12 protein-coding genes are annotated in these 14,559 nt (G+C 76.2%); 5 read left to right on the top strand and 7 right to left on the bottom strand.

Annotation, left to right across the window (positions count from 1 at the left end):
- Positions 1 to 6: 6 nt before the first annotated feature.
- Positions 7 to 942 carry a glucose-6-phosphate dehydrogenase assembly protein OpcA gene (gene opcA, locus ACZ7LB_RS29220; RefSeq protein WP_471472250.1) on the bottom strand — a complete coding sequence of 312 codons (936 nt, stop codon included), beginning with the start codon at positions 940 to 942 and terminating at the stop codon, positions 7 to 9.
- Positions 939 to 2,705 carry a glucose-6-phosphate dehydrogenase gene (zwf, locus tag ACZ7LB_RS29215; RefSeq protein ID WP_471472249.1) on the bottom strand — a complete coding sequence of 589 codons (1,767 nt, stop codon included), beginning with the start codon at positions 2,703 to 2,705 and terminating at the stop codon, positions 939 to 941. Before zwf ends, opcA begins: the two co-directional genes overlap by 4 nt.
- 705 nt (positions 2,706 to 3,410) lie before the next feature.
- Here zwf and ACZ7LB_RS29210 point away from each other — a divergent pair.
- From ACZ7LB_RS29210 to ACZ7LB_RS29200, 3 genes are all read left to right on the top strand, one after another.
- Positions 3,411 to 4,748: a 6-phospho-beta-glucosidase gene (locus ACZ7LB_RS29210; protein WP_471472247.1), complete on the top strand. Its 1,338-nt coding sequence runs from the start codon at positions 3,411 to 3,413 to the stop codon at positions 4,746 to 4,748.
- A gap of 195 nt (positions 4,749 to 4,943) precedes the next feature.
- Entirely contained in the window at positions 4,944 to 5,801 is an 858-nt protein-coding gene (locus ACZ7LB_RS29205) for a metallophosphoesterase family protein (protein ID WP_471472245.1), read from the top strand.
- Positions 5,798 to 6,490 carry a 4'-phosphopantetheinyl transferase family protein gene (locus ACZ7LB_RS29200; protein ID WP_471472243.1) on the top strand — a complete coding sequence of 231 codons (693 nt, stop codon included), beginning with the start codon at positions 5,798 to 5,800 and terminating at the stop codon, positions 6,488 to 6,490. The genes ACZ7LB_RS29205 and ACZ7LB_RS29200 overlap by 4 nt, the downstream gene beginning before the upstream one ends.
- A gap of 625 nt (positions 6,491 to 7,115) precedes the next feature.
- Here ACZ7LB_RS29200 and ACZ7LB_RS29195 read toward each other — a convergent pair.
- The 3 genes from ACZ7LB_RS29195 to ACZ7LB_RS29185 form a co-directional block, all read right to left on the bottom strand.
- Positions 7,116 to 7,355, bottom strand: a complete 240-nt coding sequence (locus tag ACZ7LB_RS29195) for a hypothetical protein (protein ID WP_471472241.1) — start codon at positions 7,353 to 7,355, stop codon at positions 7,116 to 7,118.
- A 120-nt stretch (positions 7,356 to 7,475) separates the two neighbouring features.
- Positions 7,476 to 8,015: a toxin-antitoxin system, toxin component gene (locus ACZ7LB_RS29190; RefSeq protein ID WP_471472239.1), complete on the bottom strand. Its 540-nt coding sequence runs from the start codon at positions 8,013 to 8,015 to the stop codon at positions 7,476 to 7,478.
- A 45-nt stretch (positions 8,016 to 8,060) separates the two neighbouring features.
- Complete coding sequence (locus tag ACZ7LB_RS29185) at positions 8,061 to 8,717, bottom strand: helix-turn-helix domain-containing protein (protein WP_471472237.1); 657 nt, start codon at positions 8,715 to 8,717, stop codon at positions 8,061 to 8,063.
- A gap of 232 nt (positions 8,718 to 8,949) precedes the next feature.
- On the opposite strand from ACZ7LB_RS29185, the gene ACZ7LB_RS29180 reads away from it, so the two are divergent.
- Positions 8,950 to 9,609 carry an MmyB family transcriptional regulator gene (locus ACZ7LB_RS29180; RefSeq protein ID WP_471472235.1) on the top strand — a complete coding sequence of 220 codons (660 nt, stop codon included), beginning with the start codon at positions 8,950 to 8,952 and terminating at the stop codon, positions 9,607 to 9,609.
- 792 nt (positions 9,610 to 10,401) lie between these two features.
- On the opposite strand, the gene ACZ7LB_RS29175 is transcribed toward ACZ7LB_RS29180, so the two are convergent.
- On the bottom strand, positions 10,402 to 11,520 hold the full coding sequence (locus tag ACZ7LB_RS29175; protein ID WP_471472233.1) for a DMT family protein: 1,119 nt from the start codon (positions 11,518 to 11,520) through the stop codon (positions 10,402 to 10,404).
- Positions 11,521 to 12,066: 546 nt separating this feature from the next.
- Here ACZ7LB_RS29175 and ACZ7LB_RS29170 point away from each other — a divergent pair.
- Entirely contained in the window at positions 12,067 to 12,678 is a 612-nt protein-coding gene (locus ACZ7LB_RS29170; RefSeq protein ID WP_471472231.1) for a TetR/AcrR family transcriptional regulator, read from the top strand.
- 236 nt (positions 12,679 to 12,914) lie between these two features.
- Here ACZ7LB_RS29170 and ACZ7LB_RS29165 read toward each other — a convergent pair whose 3' ends face one another.
- Positions 12,915 to 14,036: a DUF2510 domain-containing protein gene (locus ACZ7LB_RS29165; RefSeq protein ID WP_471472229.1), complete on the bottom strand. Its 1,122-nt coding sequence runs from the start codon at positions 14,034 to 14,036 to the stop codon at positions 12,915 to 12,917.
- Between the last annotated feature and the right edge of the window lie 523 nt (positions 14,037 to 14,559).

The raw sequence follows: 14,559 nt of genomic DNA, 5'->3' as shown, positions 1-14,559 counted from the left end.
GCCGGGTCAGACACGGGCCGGGCCCTCCTCGGGGGCCTCGCCGCGCAGGGCGATGGCGTACATCTCGTCGGCGTCGAGGCGCCGCAGCTCCTCGGCGATCAGCTCGGAGGTCGGGCGCACCTTCAGCGCCAGGGAGCGCGGGGGCTGGTCCGGCAGGGTCAGTGTGGCCAGCGGGCCGTCGGGGCGGTCGATGACGATCTCGCCGCCGGAGGTGCCCAGCCGGACGGCGGTGACGAACGGGCCGTCGCTCACCACCCGGTCGACGCGCACCCCGAGCCGCACCTCCAGCCAGCGGGCCAGCAGCTCGGCCGCCGGATTGTCCGCCTCGGCCTCCACCGTCGCCGCCGACACCGGCACCCGCGCCTGGTCCAGGGCGGCGGCCAGCATGGAGCGCCACAGGGTCAGCCGGGTCCAGGCCAGGTCGGTGTCGCCGGGGGCGTAGGTGCGGACCCGGTTCCGCAGGGCCTCCATCGGCCGCTCGACCGCGTACAGGTCGGTGATCCGGCGCTGCGCCAGCGCCCCCAGCGGGTCCCGCGACGGGTTCTCCGGCCCCTCCACCGGCCACCACACCACCACCGGCGCGTCCGGCAGCAGCAGCGGCAGCACCACCGAGTCGGCGTGCTCGGACACCTCGCCGTACATGCGCAGCACCACCGTCTCGCCGGTTCCCGCCTCCGAGCCCACCCGGACCTCGGCGTCCAGGTGCGAGCGGGTGCGGTCGCGCAGGTTGCGCGGATGCCGCTTGATGACGACGAGGGTGCGCGAGGGGTGCTCGCGCGAGGCGTCCTCGGCGGCCTTGACCGCGTCGTAGGCGTTCTCCTCGTCGGTGACGATCACCAGGGTCAGCACCATGCCGACGGCCGGGGTGCCGATGGCCCGGCGGCCCCGTACCAGCGCCTTGTTGATGCTGCTCGCCGTGGTGTCGGTCAGATCGATCCTCATGGCCTGCGCCAGCTCCGTCCGTCTCGTGCGAGCATCTCGTCGGCCTCCCCGGGTCCCCAGCTTCCCGAGGCGTACCGCGCGGGCCGGCCGTGTCCGGCCCAGTACTCCTCCACGGGGTCCAGGATGCGCCAGGACTCCTCCACCTCCTGGTGGCGGGGGAAGAGGTTGGCGTCGCCGAGCAGTACGTCCAGGATGAGGCGTTCGTACGCCTCCGGGCTGGACTCGGTGAAGGACTCCCCGTAGGCGAAGTCCATGGACACGTCCCGGATCTCCATCGAGGTGCCGGGCACCTTGGAGCCGAACCGCACCGTCATGCCCTCGTCGGGCTGGACCCGGATCACCACGGCGTTCTCGCCCAGTTCCTCCGTCGCGGTGGCGTCGAAGGGGGAGTGCGGGGCCCGCTGGAAGACCACCGCGATCTCCGTCACCCGGCGGCCCAGCCGCTTGCCGGTGCGCAGGTAGAAGGGGACGCCCGCCCAGCGGCGGTTGTCGATCGCCAGCGCTGCGGCGGCGTAGGTGTCGGTGGTGGAGTCCGGGTCGATGCCCTCCTCCTCCGTGTACCCCGGCACCGGCGCGCCGCCCTGCCAGCCCGCCGCGTACTGCCCGCGCACGGTGTGCGCCCCGAGGTCGTCCGGCAGCCGCACCGCCCGCAGCACCTTCAGCTTCTCGGTGAGCAGCGACGCCGCGTCGAAGGAGGCGGGCTCCTCCATGGCGGTCAGCGCCATCAGTTGCAGCAGGTGGTTCTGGAGCACGTCGCGGGCGGCGCCGATGCCGTCGTAGTACCCGGCCCGGCCGCCGATCCCGATGTCCTCCGCCATGGTGATCTGCACGTGGTCGACGTAGGACCGGTTCCAGATCGGCTCGTACATCTGGTTGGCGAAGCGGAGCGCCAGGATGTTCTGGACGGTCTCCTTGCCGAGGTAGTGGTCGATGCGGAACACCTGGTCCGGTTCGAACACCTCGTGCACCAGCGCGTTGAGGTCGCGGGCGCTCGCCAGGTCGCGCCCGAACGGCTTCTCGATCACCGCCCGGCGCCAGGAGCCCTCCGGGGCGTCCGTCAGCCCGTGCTTCTTGAGCTGCCGCACCACCTTCGGGAAGAACCTCGGCGGCACGGAGAGGTAGAAGGCGTAGTTCCCGCTGGTCCCCCGGGAGGCGTCCAGCTCCTCGACGGCCTCCCGCAACTGGCCGAAGGCGGCGTCGTCGTCGAAGTCGCCCGGGACGAAGCGCATGCCCTCGCTGAGCTGCTGCCACACCTCCTCGCGGAAGGGGGTGCGGGCGTACTCCTTGACGGCGTCGTGCACCACCTGCGCGAAGTCCTGGTCCGCCCAGTCCCGGCGGGCGAAGCCGACCAGGGAGAAGCCCGGCGGCAGCAGACCGCGCTCGGCCAGGTCGTAGACGGCGGGCATCAGCTTCTTGCGGGACAGGTCGCCGGTGACGCCGAAGATCACCAGTCCGGACGGGCCCGCGATCCGGGGCAGCCGCCGGTCCCGGGGATCCCGGAGCGGATTGCTCCAGTCGAGCGGTGGCACGGGGGCGGCACCTCTTCCGCCCCGGGCCCCGCGCCGTTCACCGGACCCCGTCGCGGCCCGGGGGGAGCCGCCGCCGTCCCGTTCGCCGGACGTGCCGGGCGCCGCCCGGCCCCGGGCCCCGCGGGACCTCCCGGACGGTGCCCGGTCCGCCCGCGCCCGGCCCGGCGCCGCCTTCCCCGCCTCCTCCGCCGCCCCGGTCCCCTGGACCGTCGTGGCGGGAAGCTCCTCGCTCATTGCCCGTCAACTCCCTTGCCGTCGAGCGCCTTCGTCACCGTATCCAGCATCTCCCTCCGGACCGCGGCCACCTCGCCGGAACCCGTGCCTACCGGCCACCGCGCCGCCCCGCCCGCCGGGACGCGACCACCGGTGGCCGCGTCCCGCCCCGGGTGCCACCGTGCCCGGTGGGGCGACCGGGGCAGCCCCGGCGCCGAGGTCACGGCACCGGGGGCGAACGGATCCTTCCTGTCCAGGGTGTCCCGGGACGCCGGGTCCCTCACCCCGGGGGAGCGGGCCCGCGGGGGGTGGCGTGCGGTGCCGGCCGGGAACGTGTGTTCGCCCGGTGGTCGGGGAGGCCGGGGGCCCGGCCGGGGGCCTCCCCGCCGGTCGTCGCCCGCCCGTGTCCCCCGGTCCGCCACCCGCTCCGGCTTCCCCGTGGGCCCGGCCCCAACCGGCGCACCGGCCCACGACCCCACCGGTCCACCGGTGGCACCGAGGTCATGGGGGTCATGGGAACCACTGGCCCATCGGGGTCACCGGCCCACCGGGACCACAGGACACCGGCGCGTCGGCCCGCCGCCGGGCCGCCCCGTCCTCCCGCCGCCCCGCCGCCCCGCCGCCCGGCACCGTCCCCCCGTGACGTGACGCGCACCGCCGCGTCCCCCGGGCGTGCCATGATCGGCGTGCGGTGACCGGTGGGGTGTGCGGCGGAAGGACATGGACGTGCGGCTGGTGATTCTGGGCGGTGGCGGATTCCGGGTGCCGCTGGTGTACGGGGCCCTGCTCGCCGACCGGGGTGAGGGACGGGTGACCCGGGTGGTCCTGTACGACCGGGACCGGGCGCGGCTCTCCGCGATCACCCGCGTCCTGGCCGAGCAGGCCGCCGGAGTCCCGGACGCCCCCGGGGTGACGGCCACCACGGACCTGGACGAGGCGCTGCGCGGAGCCGACTTCGTGTTCTCCGCGATCCGTGTCGGCGGACTGGAGGGCCGGGCCGAGGACGAGCGGGTGGCGTTCGCCGAGGGCGTCCTCGGCCAGGAGACCGTGGGCGCGGGCGGCATCGCCTACGGCCTGCGGACCGTCCCCGTCGCCGACGCCGTCGCCCGCCGGGTGGCCCTGCTGGCGCCCGACGCCTGGGTCATCAACTTCACCAACCCCGCCGGGCTGGTCACCGAGGCCATGTCCCGCCACCTCGGCGACCGGGTCATCGGCATCTGCGACTCCCCGGTCGGCCTCGGCCGCCGCATCGCCCGGATGCTCGGTGCCGACCCGGAGCGCGCGTGGATCGACTACGTCGGCCTCAACCACCTCGGCTGGGTGCGGGGGCTGCGCGTCGACGGGCGCGACGAACTCCCGCGCCTGCTGGCCGACCCCGCCCTGCTCGGCTCCTTCGAGGAGGGCCGCCTCTTCGGCACCGAGTGGCTCCGGTCGCTCGGCGCGATCCCCAACGAGTACCTGCACTACTACTACTTCAACCGCGAGGCCGTCCTCGCCCACCGGGAGTCCGACCGCACCCGGGGCGCCTTCCTGCGCGACCAGCAGGCCCGCTTCTACGAGGGGGCGCGGAGCCCCGGCACCTCCGCCCTCGCCGCCTGGGACCGCACCCGCGCCGAGCGCGAGGCCACCTACATGGCGGAGAACCGGGAGACGGCGGGCGCCGGGGAGCGCGAGCCCGAGGACCTGTCCGGCGGCTACGAGAAGGTCGCGCTGGCCCTGATGCGGGCCATCGCCCGCGACGAACGCGCGACGCTGATCCTCAACGTCCGCAACGGCACGACCCTGTCGGCCCTCGACGCGGACGCCGTCATCGAGGTCCCGTGCGCGGTCGGCGCGAGCGGCGCGCACCCGGTCTCCGTCGACCCGCTGCCGGGCCACGCCACCGGCCTGGTCTGCGCCGTCAAGGCGGTGGAACGGGAGGTGCTGACCGCCGCCCGCACCGGCTCCCGCGCCGCCGCCGTCAAGGCGTTCGCCCTGCACCCGCTCGTCGACTCGGTGACCGTCGCCCGGCGTCTGCTCGACGGATACCGGGCCGTCCACCCCGGCCTGGCCTACCTCGGCTAAGGATCCCGCTCCGGGTCTCCGCCGCCCCGGGGTCCTCCCCGGGCGTGCTCCCGGAGAGGGGCCCCGGGGAAGGGGTCCGGGGCGTCGCGGGAGCCCGAATCCGGCCGTCGGGGGACAAAGCAGCGGGCCGTCTTGTGACTCCCGGCCCGGATGTGATCTCTTTGCGTCGACGGCGGGTTGGAAGGGGTGGGGACGATGTCCGGCAAGGGTGGCTCGGGGAAGCTGTGGGCCATCAGCGACCTGCACATCGGCTACCAGGAGAACCGCGCCCTCGTGGAGAGGATGCGTCCCGAGGGCGACGACGACTGGCTCCTGGTGGCCGGTGACGTGGCGGAGACCGTCGAGGACGTCCGCTGGGCGCTCGGCCTCCTCGCGAGCCGGTTCCGCCGGGTCGTCTGGGCCCCCGGCAACCACGAGTTGTGGACCCACCCCAAGGACGCGGTCACCCTGCGCGGCGCCGAGCGCTACGCCCATCTGGTCGAGATGTGCCGCGAACTCGGCGTGATCACGCCCGAGGACCCCTACCCCGTGTGGGAGGGCGAGGGCGGCCCCGTGGCCGTCGCCCCGCTGTTCCTCCTCTACGACTACTCCTTCCTCCCCTCCGGCTCCACCACCAAGGAGGAGGGCCTCGCCCACGCGCACGGCACCGGTGTGGTGTGCGCCGACGAGTACCTGCTGCACCCCGACCCGCACCCGAGCCGCGAGGCCTGGTGCCGCGAGCGGGTCGCGCTGACCGCCGAGCGGCTCGACGCGCTCCCCGCCGACCTGCCGACGGTGCTCGTCAACCACTATCCGCTGGACCGGCACCCCACCGAGGTGCTGTGGCACCCGGAGTTCGCCATGTGGTGCGGCACCGCGCTGACCGCCGACTGGCACCACCGGTACCGGGTGCGGACCATGGTCTACGGCCATCTGCACATCCCCCGCACCACCTGGCACGAGGGGGTGCGCTTCGAGGAGGTCTCGGTCGGCTACCCCAGGGAGTGGCGCAAGCGCGACACCCCGCCCGGCCGGCTGCGCCTCATCCTGCCCGCCGAGGAGAAGGCGTCGTGATCGAGACCCTGCTGCCCGGGGGCGTCGTCACCGTGGAGGCCCACGGCCACGACGAGACCGGCCACGGCCCGCTCTACCCGGGCGAGGCCGAGCTGGTGGAGCGCGCGGTCGCCAAGCGCCGCCGCGAGTTCACCGTCGTACGGTCCTGCGCCCGCCGCGCGATGGAGCGGCTCGGCGTGCCCCCGCAGGCGGTGCTGCGCGGCGAACGAGGCGTCCCGCTCTGGCCGGACGGACTGATCGGCAGCATGACCCACTGCGACGGCTTCTGCGCCGCCGCCCTCGCCCACGCCACCGAACTGGCCTCCCTGGGCATAGACGCCGAACCCCACGGCCCCCTTCCCGAGGGCGTGCTCGCCGCCGTGGCCCTGCCCCCCGAGGCGGAACGGCTGCGCGGGCTGAGCGCGCGGCGTCCCGAAGTCCACTGGGACCGGCTGCTGTTCAGCGCCAAGGAGTCCGTGTACAAGGCGTGGTTCCCGCTCACCGGGAAGTGGCTGGACTTCAGCGAGGCCGACATCGAGATCCTCCCGGACGACGGGGCCTTCGGGGGCTCCGAGGCGACCGGGGCGCTGCGCGCCGAGCTGCTGGTGCCGGGTCCGACCGTCTCCGGGCGGCGGCTCACCCACTTCGAGGGCCGCTGGACCGCCCGCGACGGGCTGGTCGCCACCGCGATCACCGTCCCGCACGGCTGACGGCTGACGGCTGACGGCTGACGGCTGACGGCCGACGCCGAGCGCCCGACACCGCGCACGTGGCTGCGGGGTCCGGCGCCGGACGCCTGACGCCGCCCGCATGACCACGGATTCCTGGCGTCCGACGCCGCACATGTGAAACCGCGGGCGCCCGGTCTTGGCCGCCGGGCTCCCGACGGCGCGTCCGGGGCGCCGTGCCGGGCATGGGCACGGCCGGCGGGTGGGCGGTCCGGGGCGCGGCCATGAGGTCACCTGCCCCGGCCACGTCCGGACCACGCTCGTCCGCCCCGGCCGTGGCCGATGCCCGGGGCCCGGACGCACCTCCGCCCGCCCCGCGCATGCCCGGCCGCACGTCTTCTCCCGGCTGCCCTCTCCGCCCGGCCGTCGCGCCTCGGCCCCGCCCCGGTCCCCGGTCGTCGGCTCCGTGAGGCGCCTGCCGAAGCCTCCCGCCGGCCGCGCTCCGTGCCCCCGCCCGCCGGGCCCCGCGCGTCCCGTGCCGGGCAGCGCGCCCCCCCCGCCCGACGCGCCGGGGCACCCCGGACGCCGGGTCCGCCGGGGGCCGCGCACCTCCGCCGGGCGCGGCGGGGCCGCGAGGGGCCCCGAGGGGGCTGCGCGGGCCGCGGGGTCAGGGCCGCCGGTACCAGTCGCGCAGCAGCCGGAAGAACGCCTCCTCGTTGCCCGCCAGCCCCGCCTCCGCCAGGGCCCGTTCCGCCTCCGCGAGCACGGCGGGCGGGACCATCGGCGGCAGGGGCGCCAGGGATCCCAGCGGGGTCGTGTCGAGGCCCGCCCGCACGGTCTGCAACAGCCTCAGATACGCCCGTACGGCGGTGCGTTCACGATCGGTCGGTACGGCGGCGGTGGTCATCCTCGGCTCCCCACAACGGCGTCGGCGGTCGCGCGCGCCCCGCTCCGGGGCGGCCCGCTCACCAGCTTGCCGCGCACCACCGACAATCCGTCCGAGCCGCGCCCGCGCGGGGCCGCCGGGTCAGCCCGGGTAGCCCAGCGACGCCTCGATGCGGGCGGCCAGGTGGTCCCGCCGCACCGCGCCGGACGGGGCCGAACCCGCCATCCAGGTACGGCACTTGCTGGCCAGCAGCAGGCCGAAGCTCTCGGCCTCCCGTTCGTCGGCCAGGTCGAACCGGGAGCGCGCGGCGACCGCCCGCACGGTGGCCCGCAGGGCCTCCTCGTCCACCGGACCCCCGTGCCCGGTGAGCAGCCGGTGGGCCACCGGGGTGCCGCCGACGATCCCGCCGTGGTGCCCCGCCGTCATGTGCCACAGCTCATGGCCCAGGATGACCAACTGGTGGTCGGGAGCGGTCCGTTCCTCGACCACCACCAGATCCTGGTCGGCCATGTCCAGCCAGAGCCCGCTGGCGGTGCCGGGCGGGAAGGCGGCCATCCGGAAGCGGACCGGCCGGCCCCGGCGACGGCTCATCGCCGCGCACAGCGAGCCGTACAGGTCGACCGGGCTCTCGGGAGCGGACAGGGTCAGCTCCGTCACCAACTCGCCACACAGGCGGCGCATCTGCCAGCGGATGCACACGTCGTCCCCCCACCCTCACCGCTCGGCTCACGACTCGGGTCGTTTGACACTTTCCAGGAGCATGTCCAGCCATTCGGCGACCTTGTCGCGGTGCTGGTCGGTGGGGAGCTGGGCGGCCCGCCAGGCGATGCCGCGCACGCCGTGGTCCTGGAGCAGCCGCTCCAGCGGATCGTTCTCGGCGGCGGCCGCCGCCCGTTCGCGGTCGGCGAGCTGCTGGAGCAGTTCCTGCTCGGTGTGCTGGAGCGCGCTCATCAGCGCCTCGGGCTCCTCCGCGGTGAGGAATCCGGCGTGCACCCGGAAGAAGCGCTGGATCGCGTCGCAGTGCTCCATGGTCGGCCGCCGGTCCCCGTTGATGAGGGCGCCCGCCTGCTGCCGGGACATCCCGGCGCCGTCCGCGATCTCCTGCTGGGTGTACCGGCGCCCGTTCGGTTTGAGCCGGGTGCGCCGCAGCAGGTCCAGACGCTGGAGGAAACGCGCCTGCACGTCCGGCTCGCCCGCCGGACGGCCGCCGAGCAGCGCCCGCACGACCGGCTCGGGGACGCCGGACGCGGCGGACAGGCCGCCGATGTCGAAGACCTCGGCGTGCGGCACGCCGAGCCGGTCCGCGAGCGCGGTGACACGGGAGACCACGGCGGGCAGTGTGGCCGCCGGCATGGCACCCGGACCCTCGAAGCCACCCGTCACCGACAGATCTCCTACGTCTCTCACTGGCCTCACAGGCTTTTCACAAGCAGTCGCCGTGAACTTCCCGGAGAGTAGCTTGTCGCTCGAACCCACATCCAGGTCTCGCCACAACTGTGGCCTATTTCAGCCGTCAACAGGCACGAAATGCCACGATAGTTGACACGCCTTGCGTCGGGGCAGCAGGATCGGGACGCCGCGAGAAGGCCGCATAGGCAAGAGGGGTGACCTCCCGATGGCATTTCAGGCAAGAGGGCGGCGGCCGGCACCGCGGCCCGCTCCCACGACTCCCGAGGCCCAGGCCTACCTCCAGGACTACGCGACGTTCCTGGAGGCCTGCTCCTTCCCTTCCTTCGTCGTCGACCACCGCTGGGACGTGGTGCTCGCCAACAGTGCCTTCCGGACACTCTTCCGGGGCGTAGGGCCGCATCCGAGCGCCATGCCCTGCGACAACTTCCTGCGGTTCGTCCTCTTCCACCCGGACGCGTCGGCGGTCCTGGGGGAGCACGAGGCGCGCTGGTGCCTGCCGATGCTGGCCCACTTCGCCGCCTCCGTGGAGCGCTACGGGCAGGACCACGACCTCCAGGCGATCCGCGGCGACATCGCCCAGGACCCCCTGATGGAGGCCGCCTTCCGGCAGGGCCTGCCGCACTGGATCCGCGCCGTCGGCCCGGCGGCGGTCGAGCACGACGGGGCGATGCGCCCCCTGCTCCATCCCGATCCGCGCTGGGGCGCCACCGAGTGCCGGGTCGTCGTCGAGACGCCCCGGTCCCTGGAGGAGCAGGGGTACACCCGGCTGACGCTCGTCCTGCGCGAGACCCCCCGCACCCCGCACCGCTCCGCCCGCCCCCGGCGCTCCGCCTCCCACCTCAGGGTCGTGTCGGCCGGGGAGTGAGCGGACGCGGGACCGGACCGGCGTGATCCGGGGGTCCGCCGGGGACCGCCGCGGACGGGGTCCGCCGGAACCGGGCGAGGGAGGGCGGCGCCGTCGACGGTGGCGCCCTCCGTCACGCCGCGGCCCGCGCGCCACGCCGCCGCCCGCGGTGCCCGCCCACCGCGCCGCCCGGCGCACCCGTGCCCCGGCCGCCGGGGCGCCCCGGGAGGCGGCGCCCGCCACATCCATGGCGCCCGCCACATCCATGGCGCCCGCCACATCCATGGCGCCCGCCACGCCCACGGCACCCGTCGGCCCGAGGTGTCCGCCGCGTCCATGGCACTCGTCGCAGGGGGTGGTCCGGGGTGCGGCTGCCCGGCGTGCCCCGCTCGCCGCGCCGCCTCCCGGCTCACCTCGGGGCGGGGGCATCGGCGTGCTCGGGCGCCGCGGCCCCGTGGTGCTCGTCCGGCCCGCGGAATCCATCGCGGCGGCCGTGGCCCTCTGCCGTGCCGCGGGGCCGTCCGGCACGCCTCCGGGGCCACTGCCATCGGCTCGCCCGGGCGGCTCCGCCGCACGGCAGAGGGCCACGGCCGAGGCGTCCGCCGCGTCCATGGCACCCGCCGCGGCGGGTGAGCACCGGTGCCGCCGCGCCCGGCGCCCGGTCGGCCGTGGCGCCGCCCTCCGGATCGCCGCCCGCCGCGCCGCCGCCCGCCGGGCCCGGGTGTCACGGTCATTGGCGCGCCCCGGGGTGTGACGGCCCCCTCCGCACCCGCCGCGCCGCGTTCAGGGCGTCACCGCCGCGCCGACGGCGCGCTACGCGCTGAGCCGTTCCGGTCCGCTCCGGGGCGGAGGCGCCGCCGGCTTCGCGTCCCGTACGGCCGTGACCGGCTCCGGCGAGAGGCCCGCCCCGGTACCCGCGGCCTCCCCGGCGGCCGTCGCCGTCGCACCGGACCCCACCGGTCGCGGCCCCGCAGCCCGCGCCGCGGGCAGGGGCGTCGTCGCATGGACCGCCACCGCTCGGGGGACCGTTCGGGCGGTCCCCGGGACGGACGGCCGGACGGGCGACGGGAGGGTCACCGGTGGGGGTGCCGGTGACGCGTCGCCGCCGGGCCGCCCCGGTGCCGCGCGGCTGAGCTGGACCACGCCCAGGCCGGCCAGCGCCGCCCCCGCCAGCGCGAGCAGCACCCCCGCCGGGCCGCCGCGCAGCCGTTCGCCCAGCAGCGCCACGCCGATCACCGCCGCGGCCACCGGGTTGGCCAGGGTCACCACCGCGAGCGGGGCGCCCAGCCCGCCCCGGTACGCGGTCTGGGCCAGCAGCAGACCTCCGGCGGCGAAGGCCGCCACCAGGACGGCCACCCCGATCACCTGGACGCTGAGCAGCGGCCCCGAGCGGTCCGTGACGGCCACCGTGACGGTCTGGGTGAGCGCCGACGCCACCCCCGAGGCGACCCCGGACGCCGTCGCGTGGCGCAGCCCCGGCCGCGCGCCGGGCCGGGAGAGCAGGCCGATCAGCGCGGCCGTCGCGCCCGACACCGCCAGTGCCTCCGGCACGCTCAGCACGTCGTCGGGGGCCGGGCCGGACGCCGTGAGCAGCAGCGCGCCCAGCCCCAGCAGGGTCAGGCCGGTGCCCCGCCACTCGACGGGGTTCACCCGCCGCCCCGCCAGCCGCGCCCCGAGCGGCACCGCCGCGACCAGGGTGAGCGCGCCGAGCGGCTGCACCACGGTCAGGGGACCGTACTTGAGGGCCACGACGTGCAGCAGCGCGGCGGACGCGTTGAGCGCCACCGACCACCACCAGCCGCCGCGGCCGAACATCCGCAGCAGCCCCCCGTCCGCACCGCGCGCCGCCAGCCGCTCCTGGGCGACCGCCGCGCCCGCGTAGGCGAGCGCCGAGACGAGCGAGAGCAGGACGGCGACGAGGGCGGCGCTCACCGGCCCGCCCGCACCGGCTCCGGCGTCCCGGAGCGGGAGGCGAAGGTCACAGGGGGACGGTCACCGAGGTGTGCCGCCGGGGCCCCGGCCACGGCCGCGCGGGGCGGCAAGGGGTCGTGGACCGCGCGGTCCCGGAGCGGCTCGCGGGAACCGGCGGGGCCCTGCCCGGACACCGCGGCGCCGAGCATCCGGTGGAGCCGGAACGGGCCTGCGGGGAGCGGGAGTCGGCGGCCCGGCGGAGGCCGGTCGGGGGCGTCCGGCGCCGCTTCCCCGGGCTCGGTGCGGGCGGCCATCCGCCCCCCTCTCATCGATACGACATCGTTCCGAAACGAGAGTGTACCGATACGTTGGTGTACCGATACGACCCTGTACCGATACGACGATGTACCGATACGCTGCTGTATCGATACGGCCCGGTACCGGTACAGTGGCGATGGACGACTTCGCGACACCGTGGCGTGAACCGGCCCCTCCCGGGGGGCGGGGACGCGGTGCCGGCGCCGCACCGGGCCGTCGCGGGACCGCACACCGGACAGGGAGAGAACGATGACGTCGCAGGCCGCGGACCGACCGGACACGGTCGGCACCTCGCGCCGCTCCAAGCTGACGCCCGAGCGTGAGCAGGAGTTCTTCGACGCCGTCCTCGAACAGATCCGCCGCTGCGGATACGACGCCGTGACCATGGAGGGCGTGGCCGCCAGCACCCGGTGCAGCAAGTCCACGCTCTACCGCCAGTGGCGGTCCAAGCCGCAGTTCGTCGCGGCGGCCCTGCGCTCGCACCGCCGGGTGCGGTTCGCGGGCATCGACACCGGGTCGCTCGCGGAGGACCTGCGCCGGGTGGCCCGCATGGCGGGGGAGTGGTCGGGCAAGGACACCCTGCTCCAGGCGCTCGGCCACGCAGCGACCCAGGACCAGGAGCTCCAGTGCGCCCTGCGCGAGGGGCTGATGGACCCGGAGATCGCCGCGCTGCGGGAGATCCTGCGGCGCGGGGTGGAGCGGGGCGAGGTCCCCGCCGGGCACCCGGCGCTGGAGTTCGTGCCGACCCAGCTCTTCGGCGTGCTGCGGATGCGCAGCGTCGTCGAGGGGCGGCGCGCCGACGCGGACTACCTCGTCCGCTTCGTGGAGGCCGTGGTGCTGCCCGCGCTGGGCCTCCCCTGAGAACCCAGGCCGCCGTCCACGGGATGACCGGACGGAGGCCTGCCTGCGCCGCACCGTGGGGACGGGGGCGGCGCACACCCCGGGCCGGGCGGGCGCCCCTTGAGCGGAGGGGCGCCCGCCCGGCCCATCCCGTCACCCGGGAGGGCCGGGACGGGGGCCCCGCCGGACATGACCCGCCCGGACGTCCCCCGCCGGACAATGCCCCGCCCCCGGCGCCCGCGCCGCCCCGCGTCCGCTCAGATGTCCTGGCCGCTGCCGCCGCCGCGCGCCGAGGAGACCTTGATGCCCTCGGTGATCTCGTCGAGCACCTTCTGCGTCTCCGACACGTCCACACCGAGGCGGACGACGACGATCCGCCGGGGGTCGGCGGGCGCGGGGAAGGCGAGCGACTCGACGTATCCGTCGGACCCCTTGGCGGTGACCGCCTTCCAGCGGACCGTGTAGCCCTTCTGCCCGGCGACCGTCACCGCCTTCGAGACGAGCACGTCGTGCGAGGTGACGCCGCCGTACGACGTGCCGCCGTAGGACTCCTCGGCGTTCTTCCCGATGTCGGCCTTGGCGACCTCCTCCGCGCTGCGGCCCTCGGCGCCGAGCGCCGCGGGGATCGAGTGCGCGCCGCCCTTCGTGCACTCGTCGGAGGTGTCGCCGGGGCACGGGTAGACGTCGTCCGAGGAGATCAGGGCGCCGCCGCCGTGCTCCCGCCCGGACCACCCCTCGGGGATCGGCAGGCTGATCCCGTTGACTCGGTCCGGCACCGAACCGCTCCTGATCCGGGGCGGCTCCGACCGGCCGGGCGACTCCGGCTCCGAGGACTCCTCGTCACGCGGCTGTCCGCCGCGGTCGTCGCGTCCGCCCGGCCGCCGGTCGTCCTGGGCGCGGGCGCGGTCGCTCCCGTTCCCGCCGCCGTCACCGTCGACCAGTACGTACGTCCCGACGCCTATCGCCCCCAGCACGGCCACGACGACGGCGACGGCTATGCCGGTCCGCAGCCGCCGTCTGCCCGGCGGCGGGGAGGGGACCCCCGGGTAGCCGGGGTGCGCGGGGTACGGCGCGGGCGCCCCGTAGGGCCCGGGCGGCGTCCCGTACGGACCCGTGGGCGCCGCGTACGGCGCGGGACCCGCGGCATACGGCTCGGGAGGCACCTCGTACGGCTCCGGGGCGGCCGGGTGCGCGGCGGTCCGGTCCGGCCGCGGCTCGGGGGGCTCGGGAGGGAGGGACGGCGGTCCCCCCGCGGCGGCACGGTCCGCCGGCCGGACCCGGTCCGTCCACGCCGTCCCGTCCCACCAGCGCTCGCCGACGGGACCGTCACCTGAATGTCCGGGGTCCGGGTACCACCCGGGAGGGGTCACCTGCGTCATGGCCCCACCGTATGAGGCGACCGTGAGATCCGGATGAGAGCCCCCACCCGGAACCGGGGCTCCAGCGCCGATCGCCCCGACCGGGGCCGCCTTCCGGCCGGCGGTCCGGTCGTCCCGGCCGAGGGCGCGCCCCTGGGTGTCCCGCCGGGACCCGCCTACCCCGCCCCGGCCGTCAGGCCAGAGGTCGCCGCCCCGCCCGAGGCCGGCTCCGTCCCGGGTGTCCCGCCGGGAACTGCCCTTCTCGCTCCGGCCGTTCGGCCCGGGCCCGCCCGCCGTGTCCACCGGCCGCCCCGGCCGAGGGCGCGCCCCTGGGGGTCCGGACCGGAACCGTCCTCCACGCCCGGCCGTTCCGTCCGGAGGCGACTCCCGCCCCGGTCGTCCGCCGGGAGGTCCCCCCGCGGAGGCCGGGAGATCCGCTCGCGGACGCCGGGACCGCGCCTTCCGTGAAGGACCCCGCGCCGCGCCCGCCCGAGGCGTCCGCCCGCCGGGTCCGTCCGCGCGAACGCGCTCCGGGCCGCCGCCC

Source organism: Streptomyces sp. NPDC107521 (assembly GCF_055598485.1).
This window is presented reverse-complemented; position numbering and strand designations above follow the sequence as displayed.